Origin of the sequence: Barrientosiimonas endolithica (assembly GCF_030296655.1) — a bacterium.
In the GTDB taxonomy this organism is placed as follows: domain Bacteria; phylum Actinomycetota; class Actinomycetes; order Actinomycetales; family Dermatophilaceae; genus Barrientosiimonas; species Barrientosiimonas humi.
In genome coordinates, this window is the sequence record NZ_AP027735.1 from 1013200 (window position 1) to 1035300 (window position 22101).

General features: G+C 73.2%; 20 protein-coding genes and 1 pseudogene. 15 read left to right on the forward strand and 6 right to left on the reverse strand.

The genetic code is table 11. From position 1 onward, the window contains the following. Positions 1 to 105 precede the first annotated feature (105 nt). Positions 106 to 696, forward strand: coding sequence for a hemerythrin domain-containing protein (locus tag QUE40_RS05230; protein WP_142004697.1), 591 nt, complete (start codon positions 106 to 108; stop codon positions 694 to 696). Between the two features lie 103 nt (positions 697 to 799). On the opposite strand, the gene valS is transcribed toward QUE40_RS05230, so the two are convergent. Beyond that, positions 800 to 3445 carry a valine--tRNA ligase gene (valS, locus tag QUE40_RS05235; protein ID WP_289232504.1) on the reverse strand — a complete coding sequence of 882 codons (2646 nt, stop codon included), beginning with the start codon at positions 3443 to 3445 and terminating at the stop codon, positions 800 to 802. Positions 3446 to 3682: 237 nt separating this feature from the next. On the opposite strand from valS, the gene QUE40_RS05240 reads away from it, so the two are divergent. Continuing rightward, entirely contained in the window at positions 3683 to 4288 is a 606-nt protein-coding gene (locus tag QUE40_RS05240) for a GAD-like domain-containing protein (protein ID WP_289232505.1), read from the forward strand. Positions 4289 to 4461: 173 nt separating this feature from the next. Here the strand turns inward: QUE40_RS05240 and QUE40_RS05245 are convergent, their stop codons facing one another. Continuing rightward, entirely contained in the window at positions 4462 to 5823 is a 1362-nt protein-coding gene (locus QUE40_RS05245; RefSeq protein WP_289232506.1) for an FAD-binding oxidoreductase, read from the reverse strand. 386 nt (positions 5824 to 6209) lie between these two features. On the opposite strand from QUE40_RS05245, the gene ileS reads away from it, so the two are divergent. The 7 genes and pseudogenes from ileS (at position 6210) to ndk (ending at position 13276) form a co-directional block, all read left to right on the forward strand. Beyond that, on the forward strand, positions 6210 to 9497 hold the full coding sequence (ileS, locus tag QUE40_RS05250; RefSeq protein WP_289232507.1) for an isoleucine--tRNA ligase: 3288 nt from the start codon (positions 6210 to 6212) through the stop codon (positions 9495 to 9497). Between the two features lie 170 nt (positions 9498 to 9667). Continuing rightward, the gene (locus QUE40_RS05255) at positions 9668 to 10192 is read left to right on the forward strand and encodes a GNAT family N-acetyltransferase (protein WP_289232508.1); all 525 of its coding nucleotides are present in this window, start codon (positions 9668 to 9670) and stop codon (positions 10190 to 10192) included. A gap of 58 nt (positions 10193 to 10250) precedes the next feature. Then, a complete protein-coding gene (locus tag QUE40_RS05260; protein ID WP_289232509.1) occupies positions 10251 to 11591 on the forward strand; it encodes a bifunctional folylpolyglutamate synthase/dihydrofolate synthase in 1341 nt (446 codons plus the stop codon). Next, positions 11588 to 11815, forward strand: coding sequence for a hypothetical protein (locus QUE40_RS05265; RefSeq protein WP_289232510.1), 228 nt, complete (start codon positions 11588 to 11590; stop codon positions 11813 to 11815). The genes QUE40_RS05260 and QUE40_RS05265 overlap by 4 nt, the downstream gene beginning before the upstream one ends. Continuing rightward, a pseudogene (locus QUE40_RS05270) lies at positions 11791 to 11886 on the forward strand (DUF4233 domain-containing protein); the annotation flags it as partial. The gene QUE40_RS05265 and the pseudogene QUE40_RS05270, both read left to right, overlap by 25 nt. Positions 11887 to 11980: 94 nt before the next feature. Further along, a complete protein-coding gene (locus QUE40_RS05275; protein ID WP_142004704.1) occupies positions 11981 to 12820 on the forward strand; it encodes an undecaprenyl-diphosphate phosphatase in 840 nt (279 codons plus the stop codon). 27 nt (positions 12821 to 12847) lie between these two features. Then, a complete protein-coding gene (gene ndk, locus QUE40_RS05280; RefSeq protein WP_289232511.1) occupies positions 12848 to 13276 on the forward strand; it encodes a nucleoside-diphosphate kinase in 429 nt (142 codons plus the stop codon). A 49-nt stretch (positions 13277 to 13325) separates the two neighbouring features. Here the strand turns inward: ndk and QUE40_RS05285 are convergent, their stop codons facing one another. Next, the gene (locus QUE40_RS05285; RefSeq protein WP_142004706.1) at positions 13326 to 13877 is read right to left on the reverse strand and encodes a MarR family winged helix-turn-helix transcriptional regulator; all 552 of its coding nucleotides are present in this window, start codon (positions 13875 to 13877) and stop codon (positions 13326 to 13328) included. Positions 13878 to 13962: 85 nt separating this feature from the next. Between QUE40_RS05285 and QUE40_RS05290 the strand changes: the two genes are divergently transcribed. From QUE40_RS05290 to mrdA, 6 genes are all read left to right on the forward strand, one after another. Then, a complete protein-coding gene (locus QUE40_RS05290) occupies positions 13963 to 14991 on the forward strand; it encodes a rod shape-determining protein (protein ID WP_142004707.1) in 1029 nt (342 codons plus the stop codon). A gap of 3 nt (positions 14992 to 14994) precedes the next feature. Next, positions 14995 to 15579 carry a rod shape-determining protein MreC gene (gene mreC / locus QUE40_RS05295; protein WP_289232512.1) on the forward strand — a complete coding sequence of 195 codons (585 nt, stop codon included), beginning with the start codon at positions 14995 to 14997 and terminating at the stop codon, positions 15577 to 15579. After that, positions 15576 to 15836, forward strand: coding sequence for a rod shape-determining protein MreC (locus tag QUE40_RS05300; RefSeq protein WP_289232513.1), 261 nt, complete (start codon positions 15576 to 15578; stop codon positions 15834 to 15836). The genes mreC and QUE40_RS05300 overlap by 4 nt, the downstream gene beginning before the upstream one ends. Next, positions 15833 to 16075 carry a hypothetical protein gene (locus QUE40_RS05305; RefSeq protein ID WP_289232514.1) on the forward strand — a complete coding sequence of 81 codons (243 nt, stop codon included), beginning with the start codon at positions 15833 to 15835 and terminating at the stop codon, positions 16073 to 16075. Before QUE40_RS05300 ends, QUE40_RS05305 begins: the two co-directional genes overlap by 4 nt. A gap of 77 nt (positions 16076 to 16152) precedes the next feature. After that, complete coding sequence (locus QUE40_RS05310; protein WP_289232515.1) at positions 16153 to 16332, forward strand: hypothetical protein; 180 nt, start codon at positions 16153 to 16155, stop codon at positions 16330 to 16332. Then, positions 16329 to 18368, forward strand: coding sequence for a penicillin-binding protein 2 (gene mrdA, locus QUE40_RS05315; RefSeq protein ID WP_289232516.1), 2040 nt, complete (start codon positions 16329 to 16331; stop codon positions 18366 to 18368). The genes QUE40_RS05310 and mrdA overlap by 4 nt, the downstream gene beginning before the upstream one ends. A gap of 70 nt (positions 18369 to 18438) precedes the next feature. On the opposite strand, the gene QUE40_RS05320 is transcribed toward mrdA, so the two are convergent. From QUE40_RS05320 to QUE40_RS05330, 3 genes are all read right to left on the reverse strand, one after another. After that, on the reverse strand, positions 18439 to 18915 hold the full coding sequence (locus tag QUE40_RS05320; protein ID WP_350227131.1) for a nitroreductase family protein: 477 nt from the start codon (positions 18913 to 18915) through the stop codon (positions 18439 to 18441). Positions 18916 to 19107: 192 nt separating this feature from the next. Further along, positions 19108 to 20184, reverse strand: a complete 1077-nt coding sequence (locus QUE40_RS05325) for a YcaO-like family protein (protein ID WP_350227132.1) — start codon at positions 20182 to 20184, stop codon at positions 19108 to 19110. 1072 nt (positions 20185 to 21256) lie between these two features. Beyond that, complete coding sequence (locus QUE40_RS05330) at positions 21257 to 21952, reverse strand: hypothetical protein (RefSeq protein ID WP_289232518.1); 696 nt, start codon at positions 21950 to 21952, stop codon at positions 21257 to 21259. Between the last annotated feature and the right edge of the window lie 149 nt (positions 21953 to 22101).

Here is a 22101-nt window from a genome sequence, read left to right on the forward strand (position 1 = left end):
GCAACTGCGCACCCCGCCACGGACCGGCCGCACCCGCAAGGGGTGGTGCGTGGGGCGTACGTGCGGGTGGGATGTGGGGGCCCCAGCCCAGACACAGGAGGATTCGTGGACATCACCGAGGAGATCCAGCGCCAGCACGACGAGCAGCGGCACGCGTTCGCCCTGCTCGAGGAGTGGCCGCGCGACGACACCGACGGCCTCGCCGCGGTGTGGGGGCGGCTGGCGATCCTGCTGGAGAACCACGCCGAGGCGGAGGAGCGCTACTTCTACCCGGAGCTGCTCAAGCTCGGCACCGGTGCGGGCGATGCGCCCGACGTCGAGGAGGAAGCCGAGGACGCGGTCCACGACCACAACAACATCCGCAAGGCGATCCGGCGCGCGCGCCGGGCCAAGACCGGGTCGAAGGCGTGGTGGACGGCGGTGACCGACTGCAACGTCGCCAACAGCACGCACATGGCCGAGGAGGAGCGGCAGGACCTCGCCGACTTCCGGCAGCAGGCGAGCCTGGAGCTGCGGCACGAGATCGCGGTGAAGTTCCTGCGCTACGAGGCGATCAAGGGGGCGACCGGCGAGGCGCCGGTGGACAAGGACCCCGAGGAGTTCATCGAGAAGCACAAGAAGAAGGGCCCGGTCGCCAAGGCGAAGAAGTCGGCCGGACGCCAGCGCAAGTCGGTGCAGGGGAGCGAGACGGAGTAGTCGCCCGGCATCGTCCACCCGCCCGGCATCGAACGACGGCGGCACAGGTCGTACGACGGCGGACCACGTAATAGGTGGGCCGCCGTCGTCGGCGGGGGCGGGGTCAGGCCGTCGGCTGCTTGGGCGGGGGCGGGACGAGCTCGGCGTCGCGGATGGCCAGCTCGTCGCCGGTGGCGTAGTCGAGCCCGACGATCTTGCCGGCGGCGCGCAGGTCGGCCTCGGCCGCGCGCACCAGCTCCAGCTCGGCGTCGGGGGCGGCGAGCGTCATCGAGGACACCTCCGCGCGCATGCCGAGCTTGGCATCGGACTTGGCCCGGCGCACCCCGGCCAGCGCCCGGCCGACGGTGTCGAGCAGCGCCGGGTCACCCTCGTGGTCCAGCTCGTCGGTCGTGGGCCACGACTGCCGGTGGACCGACCCCTCCTGCCACCACGACCAGACCTCCTCGGTGGAGTAGGGCAGGAACGGCGCGAGCAGCCGCAGCAGCACCCCGAGCGCCAGGCGCAGCGTCGCCCGCGCGCTCGCGGCCGCCTCGTCGCCCTGCCCGCCGTAGGCGCGGTCCTTGACCAGCTCGATGTAGTCGTCGCAGAACGTCCAGAAGAACGTCTCGGTCAGCTCCAGGCTGCGGGTGTAGTCCCACGTCTCGTAGCTGCGGGTCGCGTCGTCGACGACCTGGCGCAGACCGGCGATCACCGACCGGTCCAGCGGGTGGGTGATCTGCGCGCGCAGGTCGCCCTCGACCTCGCCCATGGTCAGCGCGAACTTGCTCGCGTTGAGCACCTTCATCGCCAGGCGACGGCCGACCTTCATCTGGCCGGTGTCGTAGGCCGCGTCCATGCCGAGCCGGCCCGAGGCCGCCCAGTAGCGCACGGCGTCGGCGCCGAACTGGCGGATGACGTCCTCGGGGGTCTCGGCGTTGCCCTTGGACTTCGACATCTTCTTGCGGTCGGGGTCGAGGATCCAGCCGCTGATCGCGGCGCCGGTCCACGGCACCGTGCCGTGCTCGAAGCTGCTGCGCACCACCGTCGCGAACAGCCAGGTGCGGATGATGTCGTGGCCCTGCGGGCGCAGGTCCATCGGGAAGATCTTCGCGAACAGCTCGGGGTCGTTGCGCTCGCCCGCGTCGCTCGCGAGCTCCCAGCCGCTCACGATCTGCGGCGTCAGCGACGAGGTCGCCCAGGTGTCCATCACGTCGGGGTCGGCGACGAATCCGCCTGGTACGCCTCGCTGCTCGGCGGTGTAACCCTCCGGCACGTCGGTGGTCGGGTCGACCGGCAGCGACTCCTCGGCCGCGAAGATCGGGTTCTCGTGGTCGGGCTCGCCCTCGGCGTCGAGGGGGTACCAGACCGGGAAGGGCACGCCGAAGAACCGCTGCCGCGAGATCAACCAGTCGCCGTTCAGGCCGGCGATCCAGTTGGCGTAGCGGCTGCGCATGAACGAGGGGTGGAAGTCGATGTCGTCACCGCGCGCGATGAGCTGCTCGCGCAGCTGCTCGTCGCGGCCGCCGTTCTTGATGTACCACTGGCGGCTGGTGACGATCTCGAGCGGCTTGTCGCCCTTCTCGAAGAAGTTCGCCTTGCGCTGGGTCGGCCTGGGGTCGCCGACCAGGTCGCCCGACTCGCGCAGCGCCTGCACCGTGCCCTCGCGCGCGGAGTGCACCGTCTTGGTGGCGAGCTGGTCGGCGTACAGACCGGCGCCGGGGCCACCGGCGATCCACTCGGGCGTCTCCTCCTGGAACCGCCCGTTGCGGGTGATGACCGAGCGGGTCGGCAGCTGCAGCTCGCGCCACCACATCACGTCGGTCAGGTCGCCGAAGGTGCAGCACATGGCGATGCCCTTGCCCTTGTCGGGCTCCGCCGCGGGGTGCGCGAGCACCGGCACCTCGACGCCGAACAGCGGTGTGGTCACAGTGGATCCGAACAACGACTGGTATCGCTCGTCGTCGGGGTGAGCGATCAGCGCGACGCACGAGACGACCAGCTCGGGGCGGGTGGTCTCGATCTCGACGACCTCGCCGCCGGGGCGGTGGAAGGTCAGCGTGTGGAACGCGCCGGGGTAGTCGCGGGCCTCGAGCTCGGCCTGCGCGACGGCCGTCTGGAACGTGACGTCCCACAGCCCCGGCGCGTCGGCCTGGTAGGCCTCGCCGCGGCGCACGTTGCGCAGGAACGCCTGCTGCGACACCGCGCGGGAGCGGTCGTCGACCGTGCGGTAGGTCTGGGTGAAGTCCACGGACGCGCCGAGCGTGCGGAAGAGCGACTCGAACGAGACCTCGTCCGCCTCGGTCAGCTCCTCGCACAGCTCCACGAAGTTCGCGCGCGAGATCGGCTGCTGCGCGGACGCCTTGCTGGACCTGCCCTCTCCGCCGCGCTGCGGCGGGGAGTAGTCACGGACGTACGGCTGGCTGTTGTCGCCGCGCACGCCGTAGTAGTTCTGCACGCGGCGCTCGGTCGGCAGGCCGTTGTCGTCCCAGCCGATCGGGTAGAACACCTCCTTGCCGCGCATGCGCATGTAGCGGGCGAGGCAGTCGGTGTGCGTGTAGGAGTAGACGTGACCCACGTGCAGGCTGCCGCTCGCGGTCGGCGGGGGAGTGTCGATCGCGAACACCTGCTCGCGCGGCAGCGACAGCGCCCGCTCGCGGTCGAAGCGGTAGGTGCCCTCGTCGTGCCATACCTGTCCCCACTTGTCCTCGAGCCCGTCGACGGTCGGCTTGTCGGGGACCCGCGCGGAGCGCGGTTCGGGGGTCGCAGTCATAGGCGTCATGGTCCCAGACGTGGCGGGGCGGACCGAACCGGGTTTCGCACCCGTCGAGTACCGTCTTACCTCGGCATCGACGACCATCGGCGTGCAGCGCGCAGGAGGAACCATGAGCGACCAGTTCGGCGGATACCCCCAGCAGGGGCAGCAGCCGGGCTACGCGCCCGCCCAGGGTGGCTACGGCCAGCCGGGCAGCTACCAGCCGCAGCCGGCATACGGCCAGCAGCAGGGCGGGTGGGGCGAGCAGCCCGCGCAGCGCGGCGGGCCTCCGGCGGCCAGCTCGCGGCCTTCGTCCAGCAGTACGCCCCCGACCAGGGCACCGAGGTCCCGGGCGAGGAGTTCCTGCGCTACGCCGAGGGCAAGGCGCCGGCCGCGCTCGTCGAGCTGTGGCGGACGTACGGCATCGGCTTCTACGGCGAGCAGCGGCTCGCCGTCGTCGACCCGGGCGAGTGGATCGACGTCCTGCAGACCTGGCTCGGCGAGGACGTCACGTCGTTCCCGATCGCGGTGACGAGCTTCGGGCACGTCTACCACTACGACAACCAGGGCGGCCGCGAGCGGATCCAGTGCCTCGACCCGCACTTCCAGACCAACACCGTGGTCGGCGACGACCTGGTGGCGTTCTTCAACCAGCACCTGCCCTCGCCGCAGTCGCACGTGTCGGACCTGGAGGGGCCGCGCGGCGGCGCCCGAGCCAAGCTCGGCCCGCTCGCCGAGGGGGAGCTGTACTACTTCGAGCCGATCCTGGCGCTCGGCGGCACGGTCAGCCCCGACACGCTGGCCAAGGGCGACGGCCCCACCCACCTGAAGCTGATCCACGAGCGGGTTCTCGCGGCCTGAGGGAGGGCGCACGGCCGGCTCGGCGACGATGCCGCGAGGCGCGACCGAAGCGAGCGGCTCGCGGAGGAGGAGCTGAGCCCAAAGGGATCAGTACGAGCGGCTCGCGGAGGAGGAGCTGAGCCCAAAGGGATCAGTACCAGCGGCTCGCGGAGGAGGAGCTGAGCCCAAAGGGATCAGTACGGGCGGCCGGGGTTGAGGATGCCCAGCGGGTCGAACAGCTGCTTGATCGCCCGCTGCCGGGCCATCTCGGTCTCGCCGAGCTCCTGCGGCAGCCAGCGGCGCTTGAGCGACCCGACCCCGTGCTCGCCGGTGACGGTGCCGCCCATGTCGAGCGCGGTGCGCACGATCTCGGCGAACGCCTCCTCGGCGACCTCGCGGCTGTCGTCGCCCTCGGTGAAGAACAGGCACGGGTGCAGGTTGCCGTCGCCGCCGTGCCCGGACAGCACGATCGGCACGTCGCGCCGCGCGCAGATGTCGCGTGCGGTGGCGATCAGGTCGCCGAGCCGCGTCACCGGCACGCAGACGTCCTCGATGAAGTGCGGCCCCTTCAGCTCCAGCGCCGGGGCGAGCGCCCGGCGGCCGGCCATGAGCGCGTCGGCCTCCTGCGCGTCGTCGGCGACGGCGACCTCTCCGGCGCCGCAGGCCTCGAGCAGCTCGGCATACCGCTGTACGTCCTCGCCGGCGTGACCAGGCTGGTCGGACTGGACGAGCAGCACCGCCTCGGCCTCCTCCGGGAAGCCGAAGTCCTCCATCGCCTGGATCGCCTGCAGCGACGTGCGGTCGAGCACCTCGATCAGGTTGGGGCCGTTGCGCTCGGCCCGCAGCTGCACCATCGCGCGCGTGGCGTCGTCGAGCGAGTCGAACGTCGCGAGCACGGTGAGCGCCGGGTCGGGCGCCGGCACCAGCCGCGCCACCACCTCGGTCACGACCCCGAGCTGCCCCTCGGACCCGACGAACAGCCCGGTCAGGTCGAGGCCGGCGACGCCCTTGGCGGTGCGGTGCCCGGTGCGGACGACCTCGCCGCCGGCGAGCACCACCTCCAGGCCGCGCACGTAGTCGCCGGTGACGCCGTACTTCACGCAGCACAGGCCGCCGGCGTTGGTGGCGACGTTGCCGCCGATGGTGCTCATCGGGCCCGACGCCGGGTCGGGCGGGTAGTACAGCCCCTCGGCCGCAGCTGCCCGCTTCAGGTCGGCGTTGATCACGCCGGGGCCGACGACGGCGTACTTCTCGGCGGTGTTGATCTCCAGCGCCTTCAGCGCCTCGACGTTGAGCACGATGCTGCCCTCGAGCGCGCTCGCGGCGCCGCACAGCGACGTCCGGGCGCCCTGCGGCACGACCGGGATGCGGTGCGCCTGCGCGTGCTCCAGCACCGCCACCACGTCGTCGCGGTCGCGGGCGCGCACCACCACGAACTCCTCGGGTGCGGCGGAGCCGAGCGAGGCGTCGGTGGCGTACGACGTCGCGACGTCGGGGTCGGTGACCACCCGGCCGTCGGGCAGGGCGGGCAGCGGGACGGCTGCGGTGGTGGTCATGGAGTCATCTTGCCTCCGACGACCCGGGGCATTCGTACATTCGGACAGGACGAAGCCCCGCCTGCCGGCGCCGTTGCGCGCGATGCGGGGGTGCCGATCGCGTTCGTCCTGTCCAGATGCACGCCGGCTGGGCCATGACGGCTGGGGCATAACCGGGTGGCGCCGCGGTGGCGTCCGGCGCGTAGAATCAGGGCACAGGCGCCTGAGCCGTCATCAGCGGCGAGCCTCCGGAAGAACGGTGCGTCAGCACTCACTAGACCCGGACGGGACGAGCCCGTCACAGCTCACGATCGAGCGGTCGCGCGAGCGGCAAGCGAGGTGGTACCGCGGTGCATCCCGGAGCGGGGGCACCGTCCTCGTGGCAGGCACGAGACAGGAAGCCACCGATGCCCTACCCCCAGGTCGACACCAGCGCAGGAGACGAGCGCGCCCATGGCGTGCCGCAGACCCCTGACCTGCCGCGCATCGAGCAGGGCGTCCTGGACTACTGGGACCGCGACGACACCTTCCGCGCCTCGGTCGAGCAGCGCGCCGCCGGCACCGACGGGGACAACGAGTTCGTCTTCTACGACGGCCCGCCCTTCGCCAACGGGCTGCCGCACTACGGCCACCTGCTGACCGGCTACGTCAAGGACCTCATCCCGCGCTACATGACGATGCGCGGCAAGCGGGTCGAGCGCCGCTTCGGCTGGGACACCCACGGGCTGCCGGCCGAGCTCGAGGCGATGCGCCAGCTCGGCCTGAAGACCAAGGACGAGATCCTCGAGATGGGCGTCGACCGGTTCAACGCGGCCGCCCGCGAGTCGGTGCTGCGCTACACCCAGGAGTGGGAGGCCTACGTCCGGCGGATGGGGCGCTGGGTCGACTTCGAGAACGACTACAAGACGCTCAACCCCGACTTCATGGAGTCGGTGCTGTGGGTGTTCAAGAGCCTCTACGACAAGGGCCTGGTCTACGAGGGCTTCCGCGTCCTGCCCTACTGCTGGAACGACGAGACCCCGCTGTCCAACCACGAGCTGCGGATGGACGAGGACGTCTACCAGATGCGGCAGGACCCGGCGGTCACCGTCGGGCTGCGCGCGACCGACGGCGACCTCGCGGGGGCGCTGCTGCTGATCTGGACCACGACCCCGTGGACCCTGCCGAGCAACCTCGCGATCGTCGTCGGCCCCGACATCGACTACGTCGTCGTGGAGTCGGACCTGCCGACCGGCACCACCGAGCGGTACGTCCTCGCGGAGTCGCGCGTGCCGGCGTACGCCCGCGAGCTGTTCGGCGACCCGAAGGCCGACTGGTCCGGCCGGGTCGTCAAGCGGCTCAAGGGCGCTGAGCTCATGGGCACGCACTACGACCCGCCGTTCTCCTACTACGCCGGGCGCGAGAACGCCTTCCGCGTCGTCGACGGCGACTTCGTCACGACCACCGACGGAACGGGTCTGGTGCACACCGCGGGCGCGTTCGGTGAGGACGACCTCGTCGTGACCAACCGCGAGGGCATCGAGGCCGTGATGCCGGTCGGGCCCGACGGGCGGTTCACCGAGCCGGTCGTGGAGTACGAAGGCATGCAGGTGTTCGACGCCAACCTGCACATCATCGACCACCTCAAGGCCGCCACCAAGGGCGAGCCGGCGGGGTCGGTCACGCCCGGCACGGTGCTGCTCAAGCGGGAGAGCTACGACCACTCCTACCCGCACTGCTGGCGGTGCCGGAACCCGTTGATCTACAAGGGCGTCAGCTCCTGGTTCGTCGCGGTCACCCGGATCAAGGACGCGATGCTGCGCACCAACCAGGAGATCACCTGGGTGCCCGACAACGTCAAGGAAGGGCAGTTCGGACGCTGGCTGGAGAACGCCCGCGACTGGTCGATCACGCGAAACCGCTTCTGGGGCAGCCCTGTTCCCGTGTGGGTGTCCGACGACCCGGCCTTCCCGCGGGTCGACGTCTACGGCTCGTTCGCCGAGCTGGAGCGCGACTTCGGCCGCCTGCCGCGCGGCGAGGACGGCGAGCCGAACCTGCACCGGCCGTACGTCGACGAGCTGACCTGGCCCAACCCCGACGATCCGTCGGGGAAGGCGACCATGCGCCGCGTCGAGGACGTGCTCGACGTGTGGTTCGACTCCGGGTCGATGCCCTACGGCCAGGTGCACTACCCGTTCGAGAACGCCGACTGGTTCGAGCACCACTTCCCGGCCGACTTCATCGTCGAGTACATCGGGCAGACCCGCGGCTGGTTCTACACGCTGCACGTGCTCGCGGCGGCGCTGTTCGACAAGCCGGCGTTCGGCTCGGTGATCTGTCACGGCATCGTGCTGGGCTCGGACGGGCAGAAGATGAGCAAGTCGCTGCGCAACTACCCCGACGTGTCGGAGGTCTTCCAGCGCGACGGCGCCGACGCGATGCGCTGGTTCCTCATGCAGAGCCCGATCCTGCGCGGCGGCAACCTGGCCGTGACCGAGGAGGGCATCCGGCAGGGCGTGCGCCAGGTCGTGATCCCGCTGTGGAGCAGCTGGTACTTCTTCAGCCTGTACGCCAACGCCGAGGGATACGAGGCGAACTGGTCGACCCGTTCGACCGATCCGCTCGACCGGTACGTCCTCGCCAAGCTTCGTGACCTCGTCGTCGACGTCGAGGGCCGGCTCGACCGGTACGACATCGCCGGCGCGTGCGACAGCGTGCAGGGCTTCGTCGAGGTGCTCACGAACTGGTACATCCGTCGCTCCCGCGAGCGGTTCTGGTCGACGGGCGGCGACGGCGCGGCGGAGGGCGCCTTCGACACGCTCTACACCGTGCTGGAGGTGCTGAGCCGGGTCGCGGCGCCGCTGCTGCCGTTCACCACCGAGCAGATCTGGCGCGGGCTGACCGGCGCACGGTCGGTGCACCTGACCGAGTGGCCCGAGGCCACCGACCTGCCGGCCGACGCCGAGCTGGTCGCGGCGATGGACCAGGTTCGCGCGGTCTGCTCGGCCACCCTCGCGCTGCGCAAGGCGGAGCGCCTGCGGGTGCGTCTGCCGCTCGCCGACCTGACGGTGGTGACGACGGATCCCGTTGCGTTGCAGCCGTTCTCGGACCTCATCGCCGACGAGGTGAACGTGCGTCAGGTGCGGTTGCTCGACGTCAACGACCCCGACGCCGACGAGTTCGGGGTGCAGCAGCGGCTGACCGTCAACGCGCGCGCGGCCGGCCCGCGGCTCGGCAAGGACGTGCAGCAGGCCATCAAGGGCTCCAAGTCCGGCGACTGGGCGGTCGACGCCGAGGGCGTGGTGACCTCCGGCGGGCTGACGCTCGAGCCCGGCGAGTTCACCCTCGAGACGGTCGTGGGGGAGCAGGCGAGCGCGGGACGCGCGGTGCAGATGCTGCCCGGCGGCGGGTTCGTCGTGCTCGACACCCGGGTCACCGAGGAGCTGGCCCGCGAGGGTCTGGCGCGAGACATCGTGCGCGCCGTGCAGGATGCGCGCCGCGGCGCCGGGCTCAGCGTGGGCGACCGCATCTCGCTCAGCCTGGTCGGCGACGACGAGGTGTGGCAGGCCGCGGTGACCCACCAGGCGCTGATCATGACCGAGACGCTCGCGGTGCAGTTCGGCGCCGGCGGCGAGGGCCACCAGCTCGAGGGTGTGACCACGGCGCTGGGCGACGGCCGGAAGGTGACGATCGCGATCAGCAAGGTGGGCTCATGAGCGGCGAGGAGCGCGCAGCGCAGGTTGGCGGCGAGGAACGAGCCGGCGGCCGGAGCGGAGTGCGACCGAGCGCGACAGAGAGTGCGAGCGGCGAGGAGCGCGCAGCGCAGGTTGGCGGCGAGGAACGAGCCGGCGGCCGGAGCGGAGTGCGACCGAGCGCGACAGAAGGCATGAGCGGCGAGGAGCGCGCAGAGCCGGACGTTGTCGTACGCCGGGCGGACGGGGACGATCTGGTCGCCGTCGTCGACATCGGGCGGCGCACCTGGCCGGTGACGTTCGGGCCGATCGCGGGGGAGGACTACGTCGCGATGGGCCTGGCGAAGTGGTGGACGCAGGAGGCGACGATCCCGGCGATCCGGCAGGGGCGGGTGAGCGTGGCCGAGCTCCGTGGCGAGGTCGTCGGGATGAGCAGCGTCGGGATGAACGACCACAAGCTGTGGATGTGGAAGCTGTACGTGCTGCCCGAGCACCAGGGGGCCGGTGTCGGCGGCGCGCTGATGCGCGCCGCGGTGCACAAGGCGGCCGCCGACGGCTACGACGAGCTGTGGCTGTCCTACCTCAAGGGCAACGACCAGGCCGCAGCGTTCTATCGTCACCACGGCTTCACCGAGGTCGAGGAAGAGCACGGTGGGTCGGGTCTGCCCGACAGCATCGTGGCCCGCCGCCCCATCACACCGGAGGACGCGACCGCATGACCCCCGCCCCGACGCCGCCCAGCAGGAGGCGGCGCGCCAGCTTGAGCTGCGTCAGCGGATGCGCGAGATCGAGGAGGCCATCCTCGCCCGCACGCCGGAGAGCAACCCCGAGCCGACGCTGCACCGGGTGGCCCGCTGCATGGAGCTGCTCGGCGACCCGCAGCGCAGCTTCCCGCTGGTGCACCTCACCGGCACGAACGGCAAGACCACGACGGCGCGCATCATCGAGCAGGTGCTGCGCGAGACCGGCCTGTCGACCGGCCGGTTCACCAGCCCGCACCTGCACGACATGCGCGAGCGAATCTCGTTGAACGGCAACGCGATCAGCCGCGAACGGTTCATCGACACATGGGATGACGTGCTCCCGTTCATCGAGATGGTCGACGCGGAGTCGGTCGCCGACGGCGGCCCGCGGATGACGTACTTCGAGGTGCTGGTGGTGGTGGCCTACGCCGCGTTCGCCGACGCCCCGATCGACGTCGCGATCGTCGAGGTCGGCCTCGGTGGGGTCTGGGACGCCACCAACGTGGCGGACGCCGCCGTCGCGGTCATCACGCCGGTCGCGATCGACCACGAGCGGCTGCTCGGTGACTCTCTCGAGCTCATCGCGACCGAGAAGCGGGGCATCATCAAGCCCGGCAGCATCGCCGTCGTGGCGCGGCAGGAGCCCGAGGTCGAGGAGCTCGTCCTGGAGCGCGCCGAGGAGGTCGCCGCGGTCGTACGCCGGGAGGACCGGGAGTTCGGCGTCACCGAGCGCGAGCCGGCCGTGGGCGGCCAGCAGATCACGGTGCAGGGGCTCGCGGCGACGTATCCCGACCTGTTCCTGCCGCTGTTCGGCGAGCACCAGGCGCACAACGCGGCCCTGGCCGTCGCGGCGGTCGAGGCCTTCCTCGGCGGGGGAGAGCAGCCGCTCGACGACGAGGTGCTGCGCGCCGGCCTGGAGGCGGTGACCTCGCCCGGGCGTCTGGAGATCGTGCGGCGGTCGCCGACGGTGCTGGTCGACGCCGCGCACAACCCGGCGGGCGCACGAGCCCTGCGCGACGCGATCAACGACTCGTTCACCTTCAACCGGCTGGTCGGTGTGCTCGCGGTGCTGCAGGACAAGGACGCCGGGGCCATGCTCGAGATCCTCGAGCCGGTGCTCGACCACGTGGTGGTCAGCCGCACGACCTCGCCGCGGGCGCTCGACCCGCAGGTGCTCGGCCGCGAGGCCGAGGAGATCTTCGGCGAGGACCGGGTCACGGTCGTGCGCGACCTGCCCGACGCGCTGGACCGGGCCGCCGAGCTCGCCGACGAGGGCGGCGTCGGCGGCGGTGTGCTGGCGACCGGGTCGGTGGTCACCGCGGCCGAGGTGCGGATGCTGCTCGGGGCCGACCCCGAGCGCGGGGCCGACGCGTGATCGGTCGGCTGCGCCTGGTCGGCGTCGGCGAGAAGATGACGCGGCGGCTCGCCGCCGTCGTGCTCGCCGGTCAGGCGTTCGCGCTGTTCTTCGGAGCGCTGTCCGCGTGGGGGATGAGCCGCACCCAGGAGGGGAGCCCGCGACGGCGTACCTGCTCGTGGGGCTGGGCCTCGCGATGCTGTGCGTCGCGGTGGCCGGGATGCAGCGCCGGCCGTACGGCGTGACGCTCGGCTGGCTGCTGCAGGCAGCCACCCTCGCGAGCTCGTTCGTGGTGCCTGCCATGCTGTTCGTCGCTCTGATCTTTCTCGCCCTGTGGGTGACCGCCCTGTTCCAGGGGCACAAGATGGACGAGCTCACCCGACGTCACACCCCTCTGACAGGAGTACTGCATGAGCTGGCTGGAGGCCGTCGTCCTCGGCATCGTCCAAGGACTCACCGAGTTCCTCCCGATCTCCTCGTCGGCGCACCAGCTGCTCGTCGCCCGGTTGTTCTTCGGCAACGACGGCGGTGGCTCGGCGTTCACGGCGATCAACCAGCTCGGCACCGAGGCCGCGGTGCTGGTCTACTTCCGGCACGACATCGTGCGGATCATCAAGCAGTGGTCGCTGTCGCTGGTCGGGCGGACCGACCGCAACGACCCCGACGCCCGGATGGGCTGGCTGGTCATCATCGGCACCATCCCGATCGGCCTGCTCGGCCTGCTGTTCCAGGACGCCATCGACTCCACGCTGCGCAACATGTGGATCACCGCGTCGATGCTGCTGCTGTTCGCGCTGGTCATCGCCGTCGCCGACTCCACCGCCAAGCAGCGCAAGGAGCTGGACCGCCTCGACGTGAAGACCGGTGTGGCCTTCGGTTTCTGGCAGGCGCTCGCGCTGATCCCCGGCGTCTCCCGCTCCGGCGGCACCATCGCCGGTGGTCTGTTCATGGGCTTCACCCGTGAGGCCGCCGCCCGCTACTCCTTCCTGCTGGCCATCCCGGCCGTGCTGGCGTCCGGGCTGTTCAAGGTCGCGACGATCTCCGAGACCGACCCCAACCCGCCGTGGGGCCAGATCCTGGTGGCGACGGTGCTGGCGTTCGTCATCGGCTACGCCGTGATCGCGTGGCTGATGCGCTACATCTCCACCCACGACTTCAAGCCGTTCGTGATCTATCGCATCGTGCTGGCGCTGGTGATCTTCGCGCTGCTGGCGTTCGGCGTGGTCGACGCGGCAGCCCCGCCGGTCTGATCTGCACCCCTGGATACAGTTGGCGCCGTGACCGAGCAGATCGAGCGTTCCCTCGTCATCGTCAAGCCCGACGGCTACCGCCGTGGACTCACCGGGGAGGTGCTGCGGCGCATCGAGGCCAAGGGCTACACCCTGGTCGCGCTGCAGGTGATGACCCCCGACCGTGAGCGCCTGGCCCAGCACTACGCCGAGCACGAGGGCAAGCCGTTCTACGAGCCGCTGGTGGAGTTCATGTCCTCCGGCCCGGCGACGTTCGCGATCATCGAGGGCCAGGGCTGCATCCCCGGCTTCCGCTCGCTCGCCGGCGCCACCAACCCGACCGAGGCCGCGCCCGGCTCCATCCGCGGCGACCTCGGCCGTGACTGGGGCCTGAAGGTGCAGCAGAACATCGTGCACGGGTCCGACTCGCCCGAGTCGGCCGCGCGCGAGATCGGGATCTGGTTCCCCGAGGCCTGAGCGGCGAGCGGGCTTGCGAGCCCCGCCCCCGACGTACGTCCGCTCGGGCTCAGCCCGCCTGCGCGGGCTCCGCGCGCTCGGCCATCGCGTCGTCGAGCCCGGCGATCGCGAGCTCCAGCAGCGAGGCGAGCTGAGCCTGCTGGTCGCGGCTGAGCCGGTCGAGCACGTTGCTCTCCATGACGTCGCTGCCGCGGATGACCCGGCGGAAGACCTGCCAGCCCTCCTCGGTGAGCGCGACCAGCACGCGGGTGCGGTTCTCCTCGTCGGGGGTGCGCGTCACCAGCTCGCGCTCGGTCATCCGGTCGAGCCGGTGGGTCATTGACGACGGCGCCACGGACAGCGCGTTCGCGAGCTGGCTCGGCGTGACCGACTGACCCGCCGGCGCGATCGCCAGGTGGGCGATGACGCCCCACTCGCCGGCGCTCAGGCCGACGTCGGTGAGCTGGTCGGTGTACCACTGCGACAGCCGCCGGGCGAGCGCGTTGACCGCGGTCACGACGCGCTGCACCGACTCGCTGCCGCCCGCTGAGACGTACGCCGCCACCTCGGCGTCGTAGCGGTCGCGGGAGCTTTCTCGGTCGGCCTTCGGGGCGCGGCTCATCCCCTAGCGTGCCAGTGCGCGCGGTCGAGCTCCCGTGCACCCCCGCCTGCCCGCCGCAGCGCGGCCACGCCGTTACCATCGCCGGGTGGCGGGCACAGCGAGCTTCACCGGGCGGGACCTGGCGATCGATCTCGGCACCGCCAACACCCTCATCTACGAGCGCGGCAAGGGCGTCGTGCTCGACGAGCCGTCGGTCGTGGCGCTCGAGGTCGGCACCGGGCGGTTGCTGGCCGCCGGGAGCCGCGCCAAGGAGATGCTCGGCCGCACGCCCGGGCACGTGCACGTCGTGCGCCCGCTGCGCGACGGCGTGATCGACGACGCCGAGACGGCCGAGCGGATGCTGCGCTACTTCATCGCGCAGGTACGCCCGTCGCGGCTCGTGCGCCCGCGCATGGTCGTGTGCGTGCCGAGCGAGGTGACCGGCGTCGAGCGCCGGGCCCTGGAGGACGCCGCGACGCGGGCGGGTGCCCGCAAGGTCTACGTCGTCGAGGAGGCGATGGCGGCCGCGCTCGGCGCCGAGCTGCCCGTCGAGGCGGCGGCCGGCTGCATGGTGGTCGACGTGGGCGGCGGCACCAGCGACGTCGCGGTGCTCAGCCTCGGCGGCATCGTCAACGCCCGCTCGGTGCGCATCGGCGGCGACGAGATCGACGAGGCGATCGTGTCGCACGTCAAGAGCGAGTACGCCCTGCTGCTCGGCGAGCGCAGCGCCGAGGACATCAAGACCACCGTCGGCTCGGCGTTCCCGATGCGCGAGGAGCTGTCGATGCGGGTGCGCGGCCGCGACCTGATCAGCGGCCTGCCCAAGACGGTCACCATCACCTCCCAGGAGGTGCGGCGGGCCATCGAGGGACCGCTGCTGCAGATCTGCGAGCTGGTGCGCGCCACCCTCGACGTGTGCCCGCCCGAGCTCGCCGGCGACGTGCTCGACAGCGGCATCGTGCTGACCGGTGGCGGCGCCCAGCTGCGCGGCCTGGCCGAGCGGATGGGCCACGAGCTCGGTGTGCCGGTGCGGGTCACCGACGACCCGCAGCGCTCGGTCGCCCTCGGCGCGGGCCGCTGCGTCGAGGACTTCGCCGAGCTGCAGCGGGTGCTCGTCGACTCCAAGCGGTACTGACCCATGGCCCTGACCCCGCGCACCCGGCGGCGCCTGGTCGTCGGCGGAGTGGTGGCCTCGCTCGCCGCCCTCGCGGTCGACACCGCGGCGCCCGCGGTCACCGACCCCGTGCGCTCCGCCGTCGCCCGGGCCGTGACGCCGGTGCAGGAGCGGCTCACCCTGCCCGCCGACAACGAGGCCGACCGGCTGCGCCGGCAGCGCGACGAGGCGCGGCGGGCCCTGGCCCGGCGCGGCGACGACGAGCAGCTGCGCCGCGGGCTCGGCGACCTGCTCGGCTCGTCCGCGGCGGCCGACCGGCGGGTGGTCCCGGCGCGGGTCGTGGGCTTCACCCCGGCGACCGCTGCCGGGGAGCGCCAGCTGGTGACGATCGACGCGGGGTCCCGCGACGGCATACGGGCTCATCAGACGGTGATCGCGACGCAGGGCCTCGTGGGCCGCACCGTCACCGTGCGCCCGACCAGCGCCGACGTGGAGCTGGTGACCTCGCCCGGCGCCGTCGTGGGTGCCCGGGTGACGCGCAGCCGCGCCATCGGGTCGGTCGCGGCGACGCCCGGGCCGGCGGTGCCGGCGCGGCGGCCGGGGAGGTGACGCTCACGCTGGTCGAGCTCGGCGACGTGCGCACGGGCGACCAGGTGCGCACGCTCGGCAGCGTCGACGACCGGCCGTACGTGCGTGACGTCGTGATCGGCCGGGTCGTCGGCGTCGACCCCGACCGCGGGCAGCTGGGGCGCACCGCCCGGGTCGAGCCGGCGGTCGACGTGGGGAGCCTCGACGTGGTGGGCGTCGTGCAGCCCGCGCCCGCCGACGGGCCGCGGCCGGCGGCGACCGGGACGGGGTCGTCGTGACGCTGCGGCTGCCGTCACGGCTGGCCACGGTGCAGGCCGCGCTGCTGGTGCTCGCCGCGCTGCTCGCGGCTGTCGTGCTGCCGCGGCTCGGCCCGGTGCAGCCCGACCTGCTGGTGCCGTTCGTCGTGGCCGGGGGCTGCGCGGCGGTCGCACCACCGGGCTGCTGCTCGGTCTCGCGGCCGGCTGGCTCGTCGACCTCGTCCCGCCCGGCACCGGTGCGCTCGGGCTCAGCCCGCTGACCTACGCCGGTGCCGGCCTGGTCGCCGGCGCCGCCCACCGCTCGTCGCGCCACTCGGCCGCCCTGCCCGCCGCGACGGTGCTCGCGGCCGCCGCGGTGGTGCTCGGGGTGCGGCTGGTGGTCACCCTGCTCGACGGGCGGCCGCTGGACCTGGTGGGGGCCGGCCTCAGCCTGCTCGCGACCACGGTGATCGGCGCGGCCCTCGTGCCGCCGCTCGTGCACCACCAGCGGCGGCTCGTCCACCGGGGGCGGGCATGATCGCCCGCTGGCGGCTGCGGCGGCGCTATCGGCGTCGTGACCGGCCCTCGCGACCGGCCCGGGTGACCCGGCTCGCGGTGCTGCTCGGGCTCAGCGTGGTCATGGTGCTGGCGATGCTCGGCCGCCTCGTCCAGCTGCAGGTCGTGCAGGGCGACGACTTCGCCGACCGGGCGGCGGCGCTCGGCACGCGCACGATCTCCACCCCGGCCATCCGCGGGCGCATCTTGGCCGCTGACGGAAAAGCGTTGGTGGCCAACGGTTCTCGTGCTGTTCTCACGCTGGACCCGACGACGCTCGCCGACCAGGACGACGACGGCGCGGGGCTGCTGCGCCGCGTGGCGCCGCTGGTCGGCCGCACCCCGGAGCAGCTGCTCGAGCGCACCCGGCCGTGCGGCACCGCGGGTGCGCCCCGCCCGCCGGTGTGCTTCAGCGGCGCGCCGTACGAGCCCATCCCCATCGCCGACGACGTGCCCGTCGAGCGCGCGCTCACCCTCCTCGAACGACCCGAGGAGTTCCCGGGGCTGGGGGTGGTGGCCGAGCCGACGCGGACGTACCCCGCGCTGGGGCAGCTCAACGCCGCGCAGGTGCTGGGCTACCTGGGGCGCACCAACGCCGACGACATCCGGCGCGACCCCACGCTGACCGCCCGCGACGGCCTCGGCCGGGCCGGGGTCGAGAAGCAGTACGACGCCGCGCTGCGCGGCACGCCCGGTCGCACGGTGGTGGCGGTGGACGCGCGCGGGCTGCCGCAGCGCACGCTGCAGAACGTCGCGCCGGTCCCCGGTCAGGACGTCGTCACCAACCTCGACCCCACCGTGCAGACGGCGGCCGAGCGCGCACTCGGCTCGGCCATGAGCTCCGCTCAGGCGCAAGGGAATCCGGCCACCGCCGGCGCGATGGTGGTGCTCGACGCGAGCGACGGTGCGGTCGTCGCGATGGCGTCCGCGCCGACGTACGACCCGAACGTGTGGAGCGGTGGGATCAACAGTCTGGAGTACGCCCGGCTCACCGACCCCGCGTCCGGTGCGCCGCTGCTCAACCGGGGGACGACGTTCGCGACGGCGCCGGCGTCGACGTTCAAGGCGGTGTCGGTGCCGGCGGCCATCGCGATGGGCAACGACCCGGACGCGAGCTACGACTGCGGCCCGTCGGTGCGCATCGGCGACCGCACCTTCCGCAACTTCGAGTCGGTCGCCTTCGGGCAGATCGACATGCGCAGGGCGCTGGAGGTCTCGTGCGACACCGTCTTCTACCGCTGGGCCTACAACGCCTGGCAGCAGTCGGGCGGGCTGCGCGCGCCGGTGACCGCCACCGACCCGTTCGTCGACACCGCCCGCTCGTTCGGCCTGGGCCGGCGCACCGGCATCGACCTGCCCGACGAGGCGGCCGGGCGCATCCCCGACCGGCAGTGGAAGCGGCAGCGCTGGCTCGACACCCGCGCCACGAGCTGCCAGCGGGCGCGCACGGGCTATCCGGAGGAGACCGACCAGGCGCGCGCGAGCTATCTGCAGCGCATCGCGCAGGAGAACTGCCGCAGCGGCTACGTCTACCGCGCCGGTGACGCGGTGAACTTCTCGATCGGGCAGGGCGACGTGGCGGTCACGCCGCTGCAGCTGGCCGTGGCCTACTCCGCCGTCGCCAACGGCGGCACCCTGTGGGCCCCGCAGGTGGCGGCGGCCACCCAGCGGCCTGGCGGCGGCGCCCGGCAGGACCTCGCGCCGCGGCGGATGGGGACCGTCGACTTCCCGGGCGACTCGCTGGCCGTCGACCGGGAGGGGATGGCCGCGGTGACCCGCACCGGCACGGCGGCCGCCGCCTTCCGGGGCTTCCCGCTGGACAGCTACGGCGTCTCGGGGAAGACGGGCACCGCCGAGATCTTCGGCAAGGAGGCGACCAGCTGGTTCGCGTCCTACGGCCCACGCACGGCCTCGGGCAAGCAGTACGTCGTCGTCGCCATGATCACCGAGTCCGGTACCGGCGCGACCTACGCTGCTCCCGCCGCCCGCAAGGTGTGGGACGTGCTGCGCACCCGGTGATGCACCGGCCGGCCCGCGATGGCGTACGGGCTCGGCTGGGTCAGCGGCTCCTGGGGCGCTGGGTCTCGGCTCAGCGGCCGCCGAGCAGCAGCACGGCCAGCGGGAGCGCGCCGGTGCGCGCGTGACCGCAGACCGCCCGCAGCCGCGCGTCGAAGGCGCCCCCGGTGGCGTACGCCGGGAGCCGGCGCTCGGCCGCGGCCAGCGACAGGCTCTGCAGCGCCGACCCGGCCTCGAGCAGCAGGAAGCGGCCGCCGCGCTCGCCGTACTTCTCGACCACGGCGGCCGGGTCGCCGAGCAGCACCACGGCCGCGGCGGGCGGGGTGGTCGTGTCCAGGCCGCCGAGCGCCTGCTGCTCCGCCTGCCAGTCGGGGGCGGGCCCGACGTCGGTCAGCGTGTGCCGCTCGGGGTCGTGCTGGGCGACGCGGCCCGCGAGCGGGTGGTCGGTGCGCCACAGGATCACGCTGGCGCGCACCGCTCGCAGGTCTCCGGCCGACGGGTGACCCCAGCCGGAGTCGGTGCGGGCGAGGGTGCCGAGGAGGGCGGACAGGTCGCCGCCGCAGCAGCGACGTGAGCCGGCCGCGCGGGTGGCCGAGCGGGTGAGCGGGGCCGGTGCGCTGCCAGGGGTGGACGGCGGGCGGGGCGGGGTCGAACCGGCCCAGCCGCTCGGCGAACCGGCCGACGGTGAGCGGGCCGAGCTCGGAGGCCCGCCAGAAGTCGTCGAAGTGCTCGGCGGGGTCGCTCATCGCGGCATCATCCCAGCGGGTGCGGGAACGGGCTGGGGAACGCCGTCGACGGCTCCGCCCCCGGGTATCGCTCGGCGACGGGCACGCGGGCGGCGGCCAGGTGCGGCCACCGGTGGTGCCCGTGGATCGGGACCAGGTCGGGGAGAGCACGCGCACGACCCGCACGCCGCGACGTCGAGCGTCGTCAGGTCGCGGTAGAACAGACGAATCCCGTTGCGGTGCAACGACATCACCAGCTCGTGCAGCTGCTCGGCCGCGTCGGTGGCGGTGCTGCTCGCGGGTGGTTCGGCGGGGGTGCCGCGGTGGATCGGGAGGGTGGCCCACAGGTCCGGCCGCAGCGAGTAGAACCGGGCGTGCTCGTCGAAGGAGACCACGTCGTGCGGCTCGGGGCGAGGGCGTCCGCCCGCGGTGACCCCGACGTACGTCATCGCCTGGGCCCACTCGAGCGTCGCCTTCTCGACGGCCTCGGCCCAGGTGGCCCGGCAGGCGATGCCGGCGCCGTGCCGCGGCCGGTCGGGCAGGGGTGCCGACCCGACGACCATCGCCACGGGGTGCGGGCTGTGCCGCGGGGTGAGGTCGAGCACCGTTGCCCCGCCGTCGACCTTGTCGACCAGCTCGGAGACGCGCACCGGGGCCGGGGTGGTGCGTGGCCGCAGCCCGTGCAGCCAGGTGACCATCAGCGCGTCCCGCTCGACCAGCTCCTGCGTGGCGCGCAGCAGCGCCGTGGTGACCGAGGCGCCGGCCGCGAGCCCGCTGGAGGTGGCGATGGCCCCGAAGCCCGGGTCGTTGCTGACGAGCGCCGCCGGCACCCACGCCGGCCGCTGGTCGAGCAGCGAGAACGTGCGGGTGAACCGGTCCTGGGCGTAGGTCGCCGCGGCGGGGAAGCCGGGGTCGGCGCGTTGCTCGGGGAGTGCAGCAGGAAGTCGTCGAACCCCAGCACCGTTGCGGTGGAAGGGATCCCCGCAGTGGACGGGATCTCGGCGCGCCGGAGGGTCGGCAGCGGGCAGTGGACGGCGGCGTAGCGCTCCAGCAGCTCCCCGACGGCGGCGCCTCGCGCAGCGTCCCGTTCCCAGCCGGCACCGCCGGCCACCGCGCTCTCACCGACCGGGCGGTCCGACGCCGCGGCCTGGTGCACCGGCGGGTCGGCGGTGGTGAGGGAGGCTCGGACAGGGTCACGCCGACCCCGGTGCGCCAGCCGATCGCCTTGTCCAGCAACGCTTCTCGTGACGGGATCCGCGCCTGCCCGGCTGTCACCACGGGAGCTCGACCCGGCCGTCGGTGACCAGCTCGCTGCACGGGCACCGAGGCGTGCGCAGGCACGGGCTCGTCGTCGAGCTCGCCGTGCGCAGGTCGACGGCGGCCGTGCGGTCGACCAGAGGAAGTCGCCCCGGGTTGCCTGCTCGAGCTGGCTCGCGACGAGCCCGGCCGCGACGCTCAGCCCGGCGGGCCGGGTCGCGCCCGGGCGGGCAGGAGGCTCGGGATCGCCCCAGCGGGCCATCACCCGGGCGGCGAGGCAGCCGGCGCAGGCGGTGTGGCCGGGCACGCAGAACGGGCCGACCGCGACCGTGTGCGCCGCGGCGAGGTCGACGACCAGGTGCAGCCGCCCGGTGCGCACCCAGGCGGCGGCAGCCTCGGCCACCTGCGCCCAGCGGGCGGTGGTGCGCACGGCCACGAGCACGTCGGCTGCGTCGGCCCCGCCGGCGGCGCCGGGTTCGTCTGTGGGGCCGGGTTCGTCTGTGGTGCCGGGTCCGCCGACGGCGCCGGGCTCGCCCGAACCTGCGCCGCCCGCTCCGGGTTCCGTTGTGCGCCAACCGGTCTCGCGCAACGCCGCCTCCAGGGCGGCGTCCCAACCAGGTTCCGGTGCGCCGAGCGCGACGGTCGCGACCTGGGCCTCGGCCGGCAGCTCGACACGCGGTCCGAGCGCACCCACGGAGCGCAGCTGCTCGACCGCGAGGCGCGCCTGCGGCGACAGCTGATCGGGCAGCGGCGGGGTCGGACCCCAGCAGGCCGCGAGCTCGGTGAGCACGGTGCCCGGGGCGTCGTCGACGACCCACACCTCGTCGCTCCCGGCGGTCGCGACGAGCCGTCCGTCCTGCTCCAGCAACCGCCAGGCCGGGTCGCCCACGACCGGACGGGACAGGCCGCTCACGGGGCCCCCGCCGGCCCGCCCGGACCGGCAGCCCTGTTCGTGCCCGCAGGCCCGCCCGGACCGGATGATCCACCCGGAGCAGCTGGCCCGCTCGTGCCCGGAGCCCCGCCCGGACCCCCGGCCCCATCCGGCGGCACCCGGGGCGAACGGTCCCAGGACAGCAACCAGCCCAGCGTGACCATGGTGACGAAGCAGGCCGCGGCGGCGAGGACGTACCTGCCCGTGCCGGTCGCCTCGTCGGAGTCGAACAGCGGCCCGCTCAGGTTCAGCTCGACGACGGCGACCAGCGCGGCCAGCACGAGCAGCAGGATCGCCACGCCCACCGCGCGCGGCCGGGCGCGGCACAGGCGCAGTCCCGCGGCGAGGCAGCCCACCCAGACCGCACCGCCGAGGAGTAGGGCGATCCGTCCCGCGACGGTCAGGAGGTCGGAGAGCAGCTCGTGCGCGGTGATCGCGACGAGCGCGCCGAGCAGCGGCGCCAGCGCGACCAGCCCGAGGCCCCACGGGCGCCCAGCCCGCGTCGGTGCGGGCCTGGCCGGGTCGGGGCTCAGCCGGGCGACCGCGAGCGGCGCCGCCACCGTGAAGCCGACCGCGGTGCCGACGCAGCAGCAGCAACAGCTGCAGCAGGTCGGGGTGGCGACGCCGTGGGTGACGCCAGGTCGGAACTGGTCGGGTGCCCGGGTGATCGCCACCTGCGTCATCGTAGGGAGGCGCGGGCCAGGCCCAGGGCGACTTGCGCCAACCTGGCGATTAGGCCCGGACTGACGGGCGCTGCTAGCCTGTGGGGTGCCGTGAACCGGCCGCGGATCCAGAGCGCCCTGGTGAACATGCCCAGGAGCAC

Bases quoted from the DNA above. Each gene is read 5' to 3' on its own strand.
- QUE40_RS05285 (WP_142004706.1), bottom strand. From the start codon at position 13,877: ATGAGCCGCGCCCCGAAGGCCGACCGAGAAAGCTCCCGCGACCGCTAC.
- QUE40_RS05255 (WP_289232508.1), top strand. From the start codon at position 9,668: ATGAGCGGCGAGGAGCGCGCAGAGCCGGACGTTGTCGTACGCCGGGCG.
- QUE40_RS05260 (WP_289232509.1), top strand. From the start codon at position 10,251: ATGCGCGAGATCGAGGAGGCCATCCTCGCCCGCACGCCGGAGAGCAAC.
- ileS (WP_289232507.1), top strand. From the start codon at position 6,210: ATGCCCTACCCCCAGGTCGACACCAGCGCAGGAGACGAGCGCGCCCAT.
- mreC (WP_289232512.1), top strand. From the start codon at position 14,995: ATGGCCCTGACCCCGCGCACCCGGCGGCGCCTGGTCGTCGGCGGAGTG.
- QUE40_RS05275 (WP_142004704.1), top strand. From the start codon at position 11,981: ATGAGCTGGCTGGAGGCCGTCGTCCTCGGCATCGTCCAAGGACTCACC.
- QUE40_RS05245 (WP_289232506.1), bottom strand. From the start codon at position 5,823: ATGACCACCACCGCAGCCGTCCCGCTGCCCGCCCTGCCCGACGGCCGG.
- valS (WP_289232504.1), bottom strand. From the start codon at position 3,445: ATGACTGCGACCCCCGAACCGCGCTCCGCGCGGGTCCCCGACAAGCCG.
- mrdA (WP_289232516.1), top strand. From the start codon at position 16,329: ATGATCGCCCGCTGGCGGCTGCGGCGGCGCTATCGGCGTCGTGACCGG.